A 17228-nucleotide genomic window follows, 5' to 3' on the forward strand; every position below is an offset into this window, starting at 1 on the left:
CTGCTTATTAATAGAGAAAATAAGAGTTTAAAAAACAACATATATATTAAAAAAGAGCCATAAATTCTTCTAAACTGTTTTTTTTGACATAAGAACGAATTAACGATATTTACAATCTAAACAACTTTCGCTATGCTTAAAAACATCTTATTTAAAATCATCAAATTTTCTAAAAACTTATTTTTTATTAAACGATTAGTGGCTCTAGCTATACTTGCTTTTATTATTTATATGTTTAGTGGCGATTTACTATTTATGTCTAAAGCTAAAAAATTAGAACCTGTAAAAGCAAAAAATATTTTAAATACTAAAGAAACACAAAAATACATGTTGCTTTCAGATTATAAAATAGATTGTAACTATCCATTTATGGTAAAAAAGGTATTTAAAAAAGATAAAATAAGTCACTTTTATTTGCCGCTTGTTAGTCTAGATAAGCCAAAAGAGATTATTGCTCTAATTAGTGAAAATGCAATAAAAGATAGTACAATATTAAAAACAGAAAGTTATGCTGCTAAAGTGAATTTAGCGCAAAACTATTTTGAAAAAGACATCGAGACTAAATTGTTAAATGGAGAAAAAGAGTTTTACATAAAAAACGGTTTTCAATTTTCAGATACTTTTATGCAGTTAAAAATAGATGCGCCACCAACAGCTTTTGGTAGATATTTAATAGCTGTTATTATAGCTTCACTTTTATTCTTACTACTTTTAATATCATTCATTCCTAATAAAATTTTAAGTAAATGGTTTAATCAGTATACTGGAATTGATTATAGTTTTGGAAATAAAACCATTAAAAAAATCGTAAAAAATGTTGAGTATGGTAAATACAATACTGCATTAGAACAAATAAAAGCGTTAACAGCAGACCAAAAAACGCAAGCCATAGATGCTTTAGCTTTAATGCTAAAAGAGAAGCAGATGCAAAAGTGGAAAAAAGCTGAAGGTAATTCTGCTTTTTTCAAATTAGTTGATGGCAGCAGACAGATCTATGACGCATGGGAAAAACGCGGTTACGCTTATGCAACTGAAACAGATGAAGATAGTGCTTTAGGTTTTCTTGAATTACTTGAAAAAGGAAAAAGAACACTTAGTCAAGTACAAGGTTTTTTAAAGGTCGATGCCAATAATTTATTAATAAGCGTTAATAAAGGCTTAAGTGAAAAAGAAGTTTGTAAAAGAGCGTTTCAAGACTGTATATCTGCCGAGCCTAAACATACTATGGCACATTTAAATTATTTAGATGTAATATTACCTAAATGGCTTGGAAGTGAAGAAGAAGTCGATGCTTTTATTATAGAACATTCTAAAAAATCTACTTTTTTAGAATGTATATTAAAGGCAAAATGGCTTCATGAGAAAGTAAATTATAACGAAGAAGAAAATTATACAAACGAGATTGAATCTTATTTAAATACCTTCGAGCCTCAAATACATCAATTAAAAACCGATAGTCCAAATAAATATATTCTTTATAATTACTTATACTTTTTAGCAGATGAAGTTGGAAATAAAAAACTATCTAAACGCTACGAGAAAAAATTAAAAGAGTATTTGTCACCAACACTATATTCTCCCTTACGTTCTGCTGAAGAGATAAAACGTAAGTTAGGTTAATAGCTTATTTAACTTTCTTTATAATTAGTTCAAAATAGTATAAAGTATTGCCTTACTAAGGAAAATTATTAATGCACAGTATAAATAAATATCAGATTATTCTGTAACATTTATATCTACAGTGACACATATCTATAGTTAGCATTAATAATGATAGTAAAATTAAAAACTTTACCAATATTGTTTCTACATAACTGCTATTAAAAATCTATAATCTAAAAACACTAAATCTATTGAGAGCTATTATTGACATTGCTTTTTCTTCTGTAAATATTATACTAAGCCTGTTAGTTATTTTATTAATACTATACTGGCTATTTACAATGATTTCTGGAATTGATTTCGATTTAGATATCGACGTAGATGTAGATATTGATGTTGATGCAGATGTTGACGTAGATATTGATACTGCTACTTCTATTACAGACCTTGCTAATGCAGAAATTAATAAAGAGGATGTTCTTAAATACAATAGAAAAAACCTAGAATGGTGGCAAATAGTATTACTCTATTTTAACTTTGTAGGCTTACCATTTATGTTCACATTTACATGCTGGATTTTTATATGGTGGTTATGTACTGTAATTTCTACAAGCATTACAGAATCGTATAACACTAGTTTTGGTTATACATTACTTTTAATAGGTATCGTTCCCTCGTTATTTTTAACTAAAATTTTTACAACACCATTTAAAGGCTTTTTTAAGAATTTGAATCCCGATGGAGATTTACCAATAAATTTAGCAGGTAGAAAAGGAGTTATGCTATCAAAAATTTCTGGTGATAAAATGGGATCTGCAGAAGTTGTAGCGAAAGGAAACCCCATGTCTGTCTATGCAAAATCATTTGGAGGTGAAACAATTAATTATAAACAAACTATTATTGTTGTTAAACAGTCTGATGACAAAAATTTTTACTGGGTTTTCCCTTATGTAGAAGATGAAGAAAATCCCACTAGACTAGATGAAACCAATTAAAAAACATTATAAACATTAACTTAAATAAAAACTAAATAGTAATTTATGGAAAACGTCACGCAATTTATTGGAATAGGAATAGGGCTTATTCTTTTTTTAATCGTAATTTATTTTGCAATTATTGCCCTATTTTATAAAAAAGTCCCTCAAGGAGAAGCTTTAGTAAGAACGGGATTTAAAGGTACAAAAGTAGCAACAGATAAAGGTTTGTATGTAGTCCCTGTATTTCATAAAGTAGAAATCATGGATATTTCTGTAAAGAAAATTCAAATTGAGCGTATTGCAGAAAATGGCTTATTATGTAAAGATAACATGCGTGCCGATATTAAAGTGGCTTTTTTTGTACGCGTAAATAATGAAGTAGATTTTATTAAAAAAGTAGCACAAACAGTAGGTTGTGAACGTGCTTCAGATATTTCAACTTTAGAAGAACTTTTCGAGGCTAAATTCTCTGAAGCTCTAAAAACGGTTGGAAAAAAATTCAACTTTGTAGAGTTATATGAAGCGCGTAGAGAATTTCGTGATGAAATTGTTGATATTATTGGTACCGATCTTAATGGTTATACACTTGAAGATTGTGCCATCGATTATTTAGAGCAAACCGCTGTTCAATTTTTAAAGTCTGATAATATTCTTGATGCAGAAGGTATCAAAAAAATTACCGAATTGACTGCTGAACAAAACATGAAAGCAAACCTTATTAAGCGTGATGAAGAAAAAGTAATTCGTAAGCAAGATGTAGAAGCACGTGAAGCTATTTTAGAGTTAGATAAACAATTAGCCGAAAAAGAAGAACAACAAAAAAGAGAGATTGCAAACATAAAAGCACGTGAAGGAGCAGAAACATTAAAAGTTGCCGAAGAAGAACGCCTAAAATCTGAAAGTGCTAGAATAGCTACTGAAGAAAAAGTAAAAGTAGCCGAAGAGAATATGGCACGTCAAATTATAGTCGCTGCTAAAAACAAGCAACGTACAGATGCCGTAGAAACAGAACGTGTAGAAAAAGACAGAATGTTAGAAGCTACAGAAAGAGAACGCATAGTTACTTTAGCTCAAATTGAAAAAGAAAAGGTCGTTGAAGTTGAAAAGAAAAACATTCAAGATGTTATTCGCGATAGAGTAATGCTGGAAAAAGGTGTTATAGAAGAGCAAGAAAACATGAAGGATATTCAAGCTTTTAAAACAGCCGATAGAGATAAACAAGTAAAAATAACGGTTGCAGAAGCTAATGCACAGGAAGACTTAATAAAAACTATAAAAGCTGCGGAAGCCGAAAAAGAAGCAGCAAAACAAAAAGCAGAAGAAATAAATATAGAAGCAGAAGCAAAGAAACAAGCCAGTCAAAAAGAAGCAGAAGCAAGAAAAACATTGGCAGAAGCTACAGCTAAGGAAGAAGCTACAAAAGGTTTATCTGAAGCTCAAGTATTACATGCTAAAGCTGAGGCTAATGAGCGTCAAGGTAAAGTAGAGGCTTTAATTATTGAGGAAAAAGCAAAAGCTGAGGCAGCAGGTATTTTAGCAAAAGCGGAAGCTATAAAAGAACAAGGTATCGCAGAAGCAGAAGTAATAAAAGAGCAGGCTTTAGCAGAAGCTATAGGTATTGAAGAAAAAGCTAATGCCATGAAAAAACTAGATGGTGTAGGTAAAGAGCATGAAGAATTCAAACTACGTTTAGATAAAGAATTACAAGTAGATTTAGCCGAAATTAATATTCAAAAAGAGATTGCAGATGCTCAAGCAAATGTAATTGGAGAAGCACTTAAAGCAGCTAATATTGATATTGTTGGTGGAGAAACCATGTTCTTCGATCAAATTATTGGACAAATCACTAAATCTAAAGGTATAGATCGTTTGGTGAATCATTCAGATAATATTACTCAGGTAAAAGATGCTATTCTGGGAAGTGACGATGTTAAGGGTAATCTTTTAGATAAAGTAAAAGAGTTTGCAACTAAATATGGGATCACTTCAGAAGATATTAAAAACCTAACTGTAGCTAACTTATTAATAGATTTAAAATCTAAAACTACAGATGCTAGTGAATCAAATCTATTTGATAATCTTGCAAACCTTGCAAAAGGATTAGGCTTATCTGATAAAAAATTAGGGTAATTATATATAATTCACTTGCTTGTTTAAGTAACAGGTGAGTGAATTAAATCTTTTAATAATTAGTGTCAAAATTTAAGGTCATTTTAATTGTTATTCTATCTGCAATAGTAATCTATTTAGTAGATAATATATTCTTAAAAGAAGAATACCTAAAGGGAGTTGTTATAGAAAAAAGGTACCAAGATAAAATGATTATTACTGGGACAAGTAATAATACTCGAACAGGACATTCTGTTGTAAATACTCCAACTTATGATCCTAATGGCTATAGATTAATTATTAAAGATAAAAATGATAATCAAATAGTGATAAGGAGTAACTCTGATATTTATACCAAAGCTTACAAAGGTGACTCTGTAAAATATCGTGTATCAAAAGGGCTTTTTTCTAGAAAAATATGGAAAGCTTCCATTGTTGAAATAATACCAAATTTTGAATACAGAAAACAATTTTTAAATAAAAAACTATCACCACTAGAAAAGCTCCTTAAAACAAAAGGTGATTTTAACAAAAAAGAATATGACAAGTAATTTCCCTAAAAGGAAAAACTATGGAAAAAACTAATATAGATAACAACATTCAGCTAGACGGCGGCACCTATGAGATTATTCAAGGGCGTTTACAAAAACAAAAAAGTGAACTGCTTTCAAGGCTTTCTCAATTAAACGATGCTCGTAAAAACGTTTTTGGTAGTGTTGAAACCAAGCTTATTGCTAACAACCGTATTAATACAGAAAATAACTGTATAGCAAGAGATATTGTTACCATAGGTGATACCTGTTTTTTTGGATATAATGTACACTTTGGGTTGCGAACCGATATCACACTTGCAGATGTGTTTAGTGTGTATACATACGATAACGACCATTTTACCATTCAGTCTTTAGGCCTAATAGAAGACCCTACGTTTATAAACGATTTTACTAATTTATATAAGTATTATAGAAATACCATTTTCTCAAAATTTGCCATAGTTGGCAATTACTTACATATGGTATTTCAGTTAAGCGACAGTATTACTGATATAAAAACCTTTAAATGGCTTATCAACGATGGTGCACTTCAGTATATTGATAACCGTAGCGAACATGAATTTAAATTCCCTAATCAGCATGAATTTAATTGGGTAGAATCTACCAGAGATAATCATGTGTATGGAAAACACTCGCACATATCAATATTAGACAAAGTTTTTGTAGAAACCATTGGTGGAGATTTAACTATTAAAATAGAAGATAATACAGATGATGGTAAAGGCATTTACGATGAATCTGTACTACATCCAGACCAAACCCTAGATGATGGACAATATAAGTACGCAGACCTAGGTAATTTAATAGCTCTAGAAATTAAACCCTTTCAAGAGCAATCAAGATATTTTGTATACAATCATAAAATACAAGAAGTAAAAAAAATAGATAGTATTGGAGATGCCTGTATACTATTACCAGACGATCAAGGTATTATTTTTGCAGATGGTTATTACTTACAATCTGGTGATTTTAAGTTATTTGATAATAGTGTTTCTAACGTTAAATTCAAAAAAAAGGTAAGCTCTCCTAATGGTGAAGATTTCCTATATGTGTTTTACGAAAGTAAAAAAGGCTTGTATGTATTGATGTCTTATAATGTTATAGACCAGCAAGTAAAAACACCTATTATTTGTAACGGTTACACTATTCTTAATGATGGAGAATTATGCTACTTTAAAACCGAAGACGAACAAACAAAACACCATGTTATTCAAATATGGCAAACACCATTTATTAAAGGCGATGTTATTCCTTCAGAACATACAGACAGTCTATTATATAAAATAGGAAATAAAGATATTGTAAAAGCAATGGCAGAATGCCAAGCTTTAATAACACTTTTAAATAAAGAAGATAGTTACGACGGCTTATATGATGATATTGCTAAATCCTCAAGCGATATTTTAAATAGTTACTATTGGATAACAGAACCAGAAACATTTCTTGTTAACCAACCCTTAACAGAATTAAATGAAGCAGCCAATGCAGCTATTGATGAATTTGAAAAAGTAGTACAACTACGTAAAACAGCTGCAAATATTACTAAAGATACACAAGCTAAAGCAGATGGTGTTTTTGGAAAAATTAAAAGTAGTACGTTTAAATCTATTGAAGATTTTGTACTTGTTTTATCACAGTTACGAACACTTAGAGGAGAAGTTATTGGTTTAAATGACATTCGCTATGTCGATACTGCATTTATAAGTGCATTAGAAGCCGAAATTATAGCGCAAAACGATAAAATTTCTGAACGTTGCGTACAGTTTTTACTAAATGATAAAGCACTTCTACCTTACCATAATCGTGTTGCTGAAAAAGAGACAGAATTAGAAGGCATAAAGAAAGTTGTTGCAGCTAAAAAATTAGAAGAAGAAGTCAATCAAATTGCTGCCGATTTAGAAATGCTCATCGATATCGTTTCTAATTTAGAAATTGAAGATGCCTCGCATTCCACACAAATTATTGATAATATTTCATTGATTTTTGCAACCATTAATCAACTAAAGGCAGGCTTAAAAAACAAGTTAAAGTCCTTAGGTGAAAAAGAAGCTTCTGCAGAGTTTGCTTCACAATTAAAGCTAGTAGATCAAAGCATTATCAATTACTTAGATATTGCTGCTACACCAGAAAAAACAGATGAGCTCTTAAATAAAGTCTCTGTACAATTAGAAGATTTAGAAGCTAGGTTTGCAGATTTTGAAGATTTCATTACTCAAATTATTGAAAAAAGAGAAGAAGTATATAATGCTTTCGAAGCCAGAAAAAATAGTCTAGTTGAAGCCAGAAACAAAAAAACAATAACTTTAGAAGCAGCTGCAAATCGCATTCTTAAAGGTGTTACTAAAAAAGCACTAAGCTTTAAAACTACAGCTGAAATTAACGGTTATTTTGCATCCGATTTAATGATTAATAAGCTTCGCGATATTATCACTAATCTTAAGGATTTAGATGATGCAGGGAAAGCTGAAGCTATTGAAACAGGATTAAAAGTAGCTAAAGAAGATGCGGTTAGAAAATTAAAAGATACCCAAGATTTATACGAAGATGGCGAAAATATTATCAAACTTGGTAAGCACAGGTTTGGCGTTAATAAACAACCATTAGATCTTACCATTGTTTATAAAGATAATACTTTAAAGTACCATCTAACTGGTACAGATTTTTATCAGTCTATTGAAAATGATACTTTAATTAAGTCTCAAAAATATTGGAATCAAGAATTGGTATCAGAGAATAAAGAGATCTATAGATCTTCATATCTTGCCTATAAACTATTTATAAATGCCTCTAATAATCTAAAGCAACTAAGCGATACAGAATTACTTAAACTTGTAAAAAGTGAAAGTAGTAAAAACTATTCCGAAGGTTATATTAAAGGAGTTCATGATGAAGATGCTACCAAAATTTTAAAAACGTTAGTTAGCAAACATCATGATTTAGGATTATTGCGTTATCAATCTATAGTGAGAGCATTTGGGCAATTTTTTTGGAACACTTTAGACAATGAAAACAGAGCGTCTTGGAATCAAAAAATAAAAGCTTCAGGTGAAGTGCTATCTGCTTTTCCAGATAGCAAAGAATATGAAATTTTTGTAGAGATCTTAAGTCAAGAATTGCAAGATTCTGTGTTTTATGATGTCATTTCTAAACACTATAAAGGGCAAAAAAATACACTTGAATTTGAAACAGCATCCTATTTATTTGATGAATTACAAAACAACGATACGTTTTGTAGTAGCAAAACAGCCCAAGAGTTATTTGATAACTTTACAAAAGCCTTAAAAAATAAAAAAGCAATTACCGCTTTTAAAACCTCTCTTAAAACCGCTTTAGGAGATAAAAATATTACAATCAATGCGGTGCAATTAGCTGTACAATGGGTAAGCTCTTTTATAAAATCACAGGCTCCAGAGTATATAGATTACATTTATGAAGTTGTTGCACTTATGCTATTTAAAAGTGACACAAAACTAGAAACTATTCAAGTAAATGCTACTTTAATTATTAAAGATTTAAAAGGAAGTCATACCACAATTAGTGAAGGCGATTTTCAATTTAATTACCATAATTTTATAAATCAATTACAACACTTTGCTTCTGTAGAAGTACCAGCATATAATGCCTATCGTGAAGCAAAACACACAGTTACCGAAACTCTAAAAGAAGAACTAAAATTGGAAGAGTTTAAACCTAGAGTACTCTCTTCTTTTGTGAGGAATAAGCTTATAGATCAAGTGTATTTACCTTTGTTTGGCGATAATTTATCCAAACAATTAGGAAGTGTAGGTGATAACAAGCGTACAGATCGTATGGGTATGCTATTGCTTATATCGCCTCCTGGTTATGGTAAAACAACCTTAATGGAATATATGGCAAATCGTTTAGGACTCATATTTATGAAAATAAATGGTCCAGCAATAGGTCATGACGTCACTTCTGTAGACCCGCTAACAGCAAAAAATTCTGCAGCCCGAGAAGAATTGAACAAGCTTAATCTTGCTTTTGAAATGGGTAATAATGTGATGTTATATTTAGATGACATACAACATTGTAACCCAGAGTTTTTACAAAAATTTATATCACTTGCAGATGGTACACGTAAAATAGAAGGGATTTATAATGGTAAACCAAAAACTTACGATTTACGTAGTAAGAAGTTTTGTGTGATTATGGCAGGGAATCCATATACAGAAAGTGGTGATAAGTTTCAAATTCCTGATATGTTAGCAAACCGTGCCGATATTTATAATTTAGGTGATATTATTGGAGATACAGCAGATTTATTTAAGCTAAGCTTAATTGAAAACTCACTAACTTCTAATCCTATTCTTCATCAATTGAGTAGCAAATATTTTGAAGATATTTATCAATTAATAGAAGTTGTAGAATCTGGAAATCCTGCTAATTTAGAACTTAAAGGCAACCATACCAAACAAGAAGTTCAAGATTATTTGGCAGTATTAGATAAAGTAGTTGCCATTCGCAATACGGTATTAAAGGTAAACGAAACTTATATTAAATCTGCTGCTATGGATGATAGTTACCGTATAGAACCTTCATTTAAATTGCAAGGATCTTATCGTGATATGAACAAATTGGTGGCCAAAATAGTGCCAATAATGAATGATAAAGAGCTACAAACTCTTTTGCTATCACATTATGAAAACGAATCGCAAACCCTTACCAGTGCTGCCGAAGCCAATTTATTAAAATATAAGGAGCTTACAAGTTCTATAGATACTATTGAAATTGAGCGTTGGCAAACCATTAAAGATACGTTTGTAAAAAACAATAAGCTTAAAGGTTTTGGAAATGAAAATGAAATGGCGCAAGTACTAAATCAAATGATGCAATTTAGCGAGCATTTAGAAGGGATCCAGAATGTTTTAAAGAAAGGTTTAAAATAAAAACGTCTGTTCGAGTGATTTTGAGTTATTGAAATTCACTCGAATTGACGAATTTTATCTAAGTTAAGATAATCAGATTTGTTTTTTAATAGACCTGTTAGGTTAGATTACTCTATGATATTTTATTTTGATTCAACTATATACTACTGAAGTATTCGTTATATGATTTTCTATAATATGTGCGCCTAAATTTAACCAAAGTTCTGCTCTATCTAAAACCCAAGCATCTGCACTTACAACAATGTGATTGCTTTCTGCTAAGATTTTATCTGGATTGTTTTCTAAAATAATGTCCCAATTAAAACTATGTTTTATGGCGATGTCTCTAAGTATGGTTTTAAGACGACCACTATTAGACACAGGTCTATCAAACACCCAAATAACCTCATTTTCTTTTAAAAGATTACCCACTATAAGCAATGCGTTTTCTGTTTGTTGTACGCGTTTATAGGTACCATGAACACCAGACAAATCTCTATATGCAGCATCTAATCCTTTAAATAAGTAAGCACCAGAAAGTGCACTTTCTAAAATAATAAGCAAATTAAACCCATCTATAATAATGGTTTCAGAAGTTATATTCTTAAAAGGGATGACGTGGTTTTCTCGTCTTTCTATTTGTTGTTGCGAAGCACTCATACCTCTAACGGCTTGTTGTTGCCTTACGTTTAAACGATGCTTATTTCCAACGAGTTGCAATGATGATTTCTCGGCATAACCCCTAGAGAGCAAATAGTGCATATCTATTATAGCTTCTTTTAGTTTTTCTGAATTTTTTCTGAACCAAATAAGACATCATCATTACTGTCTTTTCCTCTGTTTCTATAAATAGTCATACAAATTACCTCCAGAAGGGTTTCTTTTTAGGTTTTAAATCCGCAACGTTTCCTGAAAAATATTTAACCTGAAAAACATTTGTATCTTCATATTGTACCTCCATAAGTTCTACTGGAAAAATACAACAATTTGTTTCTGAATTTACAACTTTTAAACACCTAAGTTTATAATTATTCGTCCTATTTATTTTTGCTCTATTAGCAATTTTTACAATTAGACTAATAAGCTGTTTATGGTTACTTATTATTAATGGATTAAAACATATAAGATATAAAAATTCGGCTAAAGCTTCATTTTTATCTTTAGATTTAAATAAGTTAGTATTATCATGGAAATAAAAATACCATTTCAAAGGATTGTTATCAATAGCAATATTTTTTTCAATTATAATCGGATCAAGTATAGAGTTATTATAAATACTAATTATTGCATTATTTTTTAAATGTAATAACTGATTTTGCTCAACCTTATGTCTTTTTAAATTCCGATTTAACTTTTTATATCTCCATTGAATAATTATACATAAATCTAATAATTCAATAGGCAAGTTATAATTATTATTCTTTTTATTCTCTTTTAATTTATGAGATAAAAATTGAAATAAAATATCACTACAAGTAGATGTTTTCATGGTATTAATTTTAAAAAGAGAGCAAGCAGGATTTGAACCTACAACCTCGGGTTTGCAACCCGCTATTTTTCCAGTTAAACTATTACTCCCCTATTTATATAAGTTGGATGCATGAGACTTGAACTCACAACCTCCTGCTTGAGAGGCAGGCGCTCTTCCAATTGAGCTAGCATCCAATAAAAATCACGTAAGTAGGACTCGAACCTACAAATTTAGAAATGTTGCCTAATGTTTTTCCAATTAAACTATTACGTGTTTTAAAAAAGTAAAGAACGTATGAGATTCGAACTCACAACCTCAGGATTGTATGTCAAGCGCTCTTCCAGTTGAGCTAACGTTCTTTACAATACTTTACCAATTTTCTTCTCTATAATTCTTTAAAAGTTTACCAACAAATATATTATTATTAGTTAAAGATTCAATTATAGGATGAATAACTCTTGATGCTCCGTCTACAGGATCTAAAGGTGGAATATAACCTTGTTCATATTGCTTTTCTCTTAGCGATTCTATGGCTCCAGTTGATACCCAACCTACATCTACAGCATTCATGTAGATATTATAATCTTCATATTGTTTCGCTGAAGTTCTGGTTAACATATTTAAAGCAGCTTTTGTCATATTTGTATGTGGATGAAAAACCGTTTTATTAGCATAACTAAATTGACCTTCAGATGACGTGACATTAATAATAAATTTTTGTTCAAATCTTGATGCTTTGATAAGTGGTGTTAATTCTTTTATTAAAAAGTAAGGTGATATTTGATTAATTAAATTAACTTCTACTAATTCATACATAGAAATTTCATCTAAAGTTGAATTCCAACTATTTTTAGTACTCAAGTCTACAGGCTGACCAAATCGATTAAGCTTCAAATCTATATCCTTTACAGATGCTAATGCTTTATCTTTTTGCATTAATGGTGTTTTGTTTTCAATAAGCTTTTGAGGCTCATTAAAATTTGACAATAGCATTTGCTCTTTTTTAATTATTGGAATATAATATTGATCCGAATATTTAATAGTTTGAGCAGCATTATTTATTAATATATCTAAACTTTCATAATTAGATTTGTAATACTCTATAAATAATTCTACAGATTTTAAGTGTTTTAAATCTAGTCCATAAACTATTAAGTTTTTACTCCAAGTTTCATAATCCTTTTCTTCTTTAAATAGGTTCAAAGCAGAAGCAGGAAAACGTGTTGTCACCAAAACATTAGCATTACATCTTAAAAAACGCAATGCAGTGGCATAACCAATTTTAACACGACCACCAGTAATAATTACATTTCTAGATGTTAAATCAGCCTTTTTAAAGCGATTTTCATAATTTATTTCTGAACAATCTGGACACAATCTACTATAAAAAGAATGAACTTGATTATAAGATTTATTACACGAGTAACAGTTTTTAGGAATATTAATAGTTTGATAAAATTGTTCTTTTTGCTTTAAACCATCATACTCCGAAACATTGTTTAATGCATTTTGAGCAATTTTAGAATTTTTCAGAATTTCTAAATCATGTCCTTTTTTAAATTTATAACTAGATGATCTATTCTGCTTTTTAGCTCTTTTATGAATTTTTGAAATCAAAGCCCCAAATTTTTGGTTATCTGGATTATCAAGAGGATTCTCTTTTAACTCAGTCAATACCTTTAGACAAGATTCCCATTCTTTAGATGTGAAATTATATTGGTCCATAATTATATTTACAAAAAAGGTTCTAAAAAACCTATTAGCGATTTATCGTATTTGGACCATCGTATACCATGGCCACTTTTTATTCTTATTTCAAAAACAATTTCATGTTTGTAATGATAAAACGTATTCCACCATGTATGATTATCTATTATATTATTTATAATGCCTTTTACTTTATCTAATTTTTGTTGTGGAGAACCTTTAATTTCTCCCCAAAAGGAATCTTCTGTTCTATCAATATGTTTTTCCCAAGCACGAACACCAACACTAATTTGCTTATTATAATGACTCAAGCTATTGTCTAGCATCTCTTTTTTGGTCATTGGCAAACCTTCTACAGTTTTTATTGTTGCGGGCGTTTGTCGTTGCCCCATTAATAAAAGAACATGCTCAAAAGACACGCTTTGTATTGTACTGCAAATTATGTTTTTATTTATTACGTCGGAGACAAAATCTCGTTTATTAATTTCTGAAATTGCATGTTTAAAAAATGAAAAAGAACCTTCTAAATTAGGAGCTATTTCTTCTGAAAAATAAGGGAATTGTACATTTTTTGACACACCATATTTATGAAAATTAATACAGTTCTTTGAAAAAACACGTAGATAGTCTTCATGAAAAAACATAGAATTAACTGTTAACCAATCTTTTGAAAAAAGATCTTTTGAATCTAATAGTAGTTGTGTTAATAGAGTTGCTTTCACTTTTTTATATTATAAAAGTTATTTCTCATTTCATAAACGAGTTTATTTACTAAATCTAAATCAGGTCTATCTATTAATTGAGAATTATCATAAATAGCATCAAGTTCTTCTTTCATAGTTTCTGCGCGAGACACTAAATCGTCGTATTCAAATTCAGCATTTTTTATTGATAACAAAAAGTCTCTATCTGTTCTTCGAACATTAATTTCATTATGTAATCCTATTTCTTTAGCCATATGTAATAACCTAAACGTATGCATCATGTTTTTTGCATCATAGTTTTTACTGTGAGAAATATTACTTTTATAACGTTCTTCATTTCTTTTTGCTACCCAATCCCAATATTCTTTATATTTTTTGCAATAGGTTGAATACCCATCTACATTAAAATATAAAACGGCAATAGGTTTTTCAGATTTTGGTACAGAACTTAAACACACTTCATTTCCGTTTTCTCTAACTATACCATTATAATTTAATTCTTCATTATAAAATAGATTATAACAATCTTTCATATGAGCTAGATTTACTAATCCACAATGTTTTGGATCTAAATTCTTTTTCTTTACAAAATCTTTAAACACTATAGATTCCTTTTCTTCTCTTACATAACAAAAATCTTCCACAGACTTTCTTTCTTTTTCAACAGGGTTTACAATTTTCTTGTTTAATCCTCTTGCTTTTTTTATTTGAGTAAATGCATAATTAGCAAAGGTGTTCTTACAAAGTTTAGATACAAAATCTTTCTTTTTAATAGTATCAAATATTGGATCCTTATAAAGTATGCACTCCTTAGGAACATTTAATAGTTCCATAATATTTGGATTATTTTTAGAGAGTAATTCAATAAACTTTCCTAATTCATAATAAGCGATATCGTTCGTTTCATTATTAATTTGACCTATATAATTAAGCGAGTAAAATTGTGCTTTTGGTAAAATAAAAACACCTCTTATATCAGTATCAGAAGTGGCAGTATCTAAGCCATAAGCTCTACTGCCACTAATACTTTCTAATATTATCGATCCTGATTTTTTTAATTCTTCTATTGTCATTGTATTTCTTTTAAGAAGAATGCATTAAATTCTTCAGGATTCGGCTTTTTATTAATTAAGTCGTTTTTAATACTATTATTTTCTGTAACAATATCTCTAACTAATGTAATTAAAGTGTTGCTAACAGGTTCTGTACTTTTTTCAATATGTTTACTTTTTAAATGAATTAAATCATTTAATATAGTATGGTATTTCTCATCAATTATTGGGTACAATTCCGTGAACAAAACTGGCGGAATAGTTTCGTTTTTATAAACCCAATTAGCACACAAAGCAGTTCTTATGGCGTAGAAAAAACTTTTTAGCGTCATTTTATCTGTATCTAGTGTTTCTTCAAAACGGTAGCTCATACTATGGTAATGATAAAAACCAGATACAGGATTAAAGTTGTTTTCTGCCAAAGTTCTAATTTCTTTTAAAAAATCGCCATTCGCTCTATACACAATAGGAGAAAATAACCAGCCTAAAAAAGACGCATTAGATTTTGCTAATAATTTTAAAGCTTTGCGAAATTCCCAACCAGAGCCATCAAGATCGTCTTCTGTCATGAACTCAATAGTATCTTTTTGTTCCCAAAGGTTTAAATACCACTCTTTTTTATGTTTATATACAAAACGGATATCGTAATCTGAATCTGGTGACTCAAATCCCCAAGCTCTACTTCCAGATTCTACCGCAAATAGTATGTCTATATTTTTGTCTTTCTCTATTTCAGAAAGTTTTTCTAGTATTTTAGTTTTCATTTTTCTTTAAATTTTTAAGATCTAGCATAATAGCTTCTCTATTAAATCCATCCAACTGTTTTTCGTAACATTTATCTAAGATATTTTTAAATTTTTTAGATGGCTTTAATCCTAAATCGATTAAATCTCTACCTAAAACTACAGGTTCAATTTTTCTTTCTCCAAACTTTTTAAATAGCTCAAAGCATTTTTCGGAAGTTTCATGTCTATCTAAAATAACATTCCTTCCTGTTCTACCTGCAGAATCTGCTTTACTTTGCCAGCCTAAGATATCCAGTCTACACTTATTATGTAATCGTTTCCATGCAGCATCTTTTGCTTGAGAACGAAATAACTGACCAGGCATCATATGTAAACCTACAATTGTTTTTACTTTATTAATTAAATCTTTATCATTAGTTAAACGCATTAAAAAAGCTTCAGCTATTTTAATACCCGCAACGTCATGTCCATGAGCTTTTAAATCTGGAGTTGTTGTAGAAGGTTTTCCAACATCATGTAATAATGCTCCAAACATATAAGCAAGCTTCCATTTTTCAGGAATTAAATGTCTTAATTTAGCAGCATTGTCCAGAACCATTTTTGTATGAATCCATACATCGCCTTCAGGGTGCCATACTGGGTTCTGAGGACAACCGATTAAATCCTTTAATTCAGGAAAGTGTATTAACCATCTTGAATCTTTTAAAAAATCTAGACCTATTGATGGTTTATCTGCTTTTAATAATAATTTTTCCCACTCAACAAAAACACGTTCTCTAGGCAATTCAGAAAATGTATTTACCATTGATTGACATAAAGTCATTGTTCTTTTTTCTACTTCTCTTCCCTTTCTTGGCAATAATTGCATAATACGCAAGACTCTTAATGGGTCTTCAATAAAAGTATTTTTATCTGTTGCTTTTATTATTCCTTTTTTTAAATCCTCTATACCATTAAAAGGATCAACAATTCTGCCATTATGTAAATTTAAATACATACTGTTAATTGTTAAATCTCTTCTTTTTCCGGCTTCTTTAGGTGTCATTTCTTGATCTAATTCAATTTCAAATCCTTTATGTCCAATTCCAATTTTATTTTCTCGTCTTGGAATAGAAATATCTATTTCTATATTATCTATTGTTGTTTTAATGACACCAAATGATTTCCCTACTAAATTACATGGTATATTTAATTCTTCAATTAAAACAACTAATTGAGGATAAGACAAACCGTAAACTTCAATGTCGATATCTTTTAGAGGTAATTTTTTTATACTATCTATAACTGCTCCTCCAATTAACATTGCAATTCCGCCTTGTTCTTCTATTTCTTTTAATAAGTTTTTAAAGTTTTCTTCTTTAAAGACTTTATTTCTAAGGCTTTCAATATTCTTCATAATTTTTTCGCTGTTAAATAATCT

General features: G+C 29.8%; 12 protein-coding genes and 4 tRNA genes. 5 read left to right on the forward strand and 11 right to left on the reverse strand.

All coding sequences use genetic code 11. From position 1 onward, the window contains the following. Positions 1 to 132 precede the first annotated feature (132 nt). From Q0997_RS00100 to Q0997_RS00120, 5 genes are all read left to right on the forward strand, one after another. Positions 133 to 1620 (forward strand): hypothetical protein, encoded by a 1488-nt coding sequence (locus Q0997_RS00100; RefSeq protein ID WP_299883197.1) that lies wholly within the window; start codon positions 133 to 135, stop codon positions 1618 to 1620. Between the two features lie 233 nt (positions 1621 to 1853). Continuing rightward, positions 1854 to 2597 carry a hypothetical protein gene (locus Q0997_RS00105; RefSeq protein WP_299883200.1) on the forward strand — a complete coding sequence of 248 codons (744 nt, stop codon included), beginning with the start codon at positions 1854 to 1856 and terminating at the stop codon, positions 2595 to 2597. A 45-nt stretch (positions 2598 to 2642) separates the two neighbouring features. Beyond that, positions 2643 to 4709, forward strand: a complete 2067-nt coding sequence (locus Q0997_RS00110) for a flotillin family protein (RefSeq protein ID WP_299883202.1) — start codon at positions 2643 to 2645, stop codon at positions 4707 to 4709. A 62-nt stretch (positions 4710 to 4771) separates the two neighbouring features. Then, the gene (locus Q0997_RS00115) at positions 4772 to 5239 is read left to right on the forward strand and encodes a hypothetical protein (protein WP_299883205.1); all 468 of its coding nucleotides are present in this window, start codon (positions 4772 to 4774) and stop codon (positions 5237 to 5239) included. 20 nt (positions 5240 to 5259) lie between these two features. Then, positions 5260 to 10149 carry a DNA repair ATPase gene (locus Q0997_RS00120; RefSeq protein ID WP_299883208.1) on the forward strand — a complete coding sequence of 1630 codons (4890 nt, stop codon included), beginning with the start codon at positions 5260 to 5262 and terminating at the stop codon, positions 10147 to 10149. Between the two features lie 132 nt (positions 10150 to 10281). On the opposite strand, the gene Q0997_RS00125 is transcribed toward Q0997_RS00120, so the two are convergent. From Q0997_RS00125 to Q0997_RS00175, 11 genes are all read right to left on the reverse strand, one after another. Continuing rightward, positions 10282 to 10890: a DUF434 domain-containing protein gene (locus Q0997_RS00125; protein WP_299883211.1), complete on the reverse strand. Its 609-nt coding sequence runs from the start codon at positions 10888 to 10890 to the stop codon at positions 10282 to 10284. Positions 10891 to 10990: 100 nt separating this feature from the next. Next, positions 10991 to 11617, reverse strand: coding sequence for a hypothetical protein (locus tag Q0997_RS00130; protein WP_299883214.1), 627 nt, complete (start codon positions 11615 to 11617; stop codon positions 10991 to 10993). Positions 11618 to 11634: 17 nt separating this feature from the next. Next, a tRNA-Cys gene (locus tag Q0997_RS00135) sits at positions 11635 to 11706 on the reverse strand. Positions 11707 to 11720: 14 nt separating this feature from the next. Continuing rightward, positions 11721 to 11793, reverse strand: a tRNA-Glu gene (locus tag Q0997_RS00140). Between the two features lie 7 nt (positions 11794 to 11800). Beyond that, a tRNA-Cys gene (locus Q0997_RS00145) sits at positions 11801 to 11872 on the reverse strand. 13 nt (positions 11873 to 11885) lie between these two features. After that, positions 11886 to 11958: transfer RNA gene (locus Q0997_RS00150), tRNA-Val, on the reverse strand. 10 nt (positions 11959 to 11968) lie between these two features. Continuing rightward, positions 11969 to 13324: an SDR family oxidoreductase gene (locus Q0997_RS00155; protein WP_299883216.1), complete on the reverse strand. Its 1356-nt coding sequence runs from the start codon at positions 13322 to 13324 to the stop codon at positions 11969 to 11971. Between the two features lie 8 nt (positions 13325 to 13332). Continuing rightward, positions 13333 to 14028, reverse strand: coding sequence for a hypothetical protein (locus tag Q0997_RS00160; RefSeq protein WP_299883219.1), 696 nt, complete (start codon positions 14026 to 14028; stop codon positions 13333 to 13335). Next, positions 14025 to 15083: a nucleotidyltransferase domain-containing protein gene (locus tag Q0997_RS00165; protein ID WP_299883222.1), complete on the reverse strand. Its 1059-nt coding sequence runs from the start codon at positions 15081 to 15083 to the stop codon at positions 14025 to 14027. Before Q0997_RS00165 ends, Q0997_RS00160 begins: the two co-directional genes overlap by 4 nt. Beyond that, positions 15080 to 15826, reverse strand: coding sequence for a nucleotidyltransferase domain-containing protein (locus tag Q0997_RS00170; protein ID WP_299883225.1), 747 nt, complete (start codon positions 15824 to 15826; stop codon positions 15080 to 15082). Before Q0997_RS00170 ends, Q0997_RS00165 begins: the two co-directional genes overlap by 4 nt. Then, positions 15816 to 17204, reverse strand: a complete 1389-nt coding sequence (locus Q0997_RS00175) for an HDIG domain-containing metalloprotein (RefSeq protein WP_299883230.1) — start codon at positions 17202 to 17204, stop codon at positions 15816 to 15818. The genes Q0997_RS00170 and Q0997_RS00175 overlap by 11 nt, the downstream gene beginning before the upstream one ends. Positions 17205 to 17228: the final 24 nt, after the last annotated feature.

It is taken from the genome of uncultured Lacinutrix sp. (assembly GCF_947500325.1).
Taxonomy (GTDB): Bacteria; Bacteroidota; Bacteroidia; order Flavobacteriales; family Flavobacteriaceae; genus Lacinutrix.

Coding starts and splice junctions, on each gene's coding strand:
- Q0997_RS00125 (WP_299883211.1), bottom strand. CDS start 10,890: ATGCACTATTTGCTCTCTAGGGGTTATGCCGAGAAATCATCATTGCAA.
- Q0997_RS00165 (WP_299883222.1), bottom strand. CDS start 15,083: ATGACAATAGAAGAATTAAAAAAATCAGGATCGATAATATTAGAAAGT.
- Q0997_RS00130 (WP_299883214.1), bottom strand. CDS start 11,617: ATGAAAACATCTACTTGTAGTGATATTTTATTTCAATTTTTATCTCAT.
- Q0997_RS00110 (WP_299883202.1), top strand. CDS start 2,643: ATGGAAAACGTCACGCAATTTATTGGAATAGGAATAGGGCTTATTCTT.
- Q0997_RS00120 (WP_299883208.1), top strand. CDS start 5,260: ATGGAAAAAACTAATATAGATAACAACATTCAGCTAGACGGCGGCACC.
- Q0997_RS00155 (WP_299883216.1), bottom strand. CDS start 13,324: ATGGACCAATATAATTTCACATCTAAAGAATGGGAATCTTGTCTAAAG.
- Q0997_RS00175 (WP_299883230.1), bottom strand. CDS start 17,204: ATGAAGAATATTGAAAGCCTTAGAAATAAAGTCTTTAAAGAAGAAAAC.
- Q0997_RS00100 (WP_299883197.1), top strand. CDS start 133: ATGCTTAAAAACATCTTATTTAAAATCATCAAATTTTCTAAAAACTTA.
- Q0997_RS00170 (WP_299883225.1), bottom strand. CDS start 15,826: ATGAAAACTAAAATACTAGAAAAACTTTCTGAAATAGAGAAAGACAAA.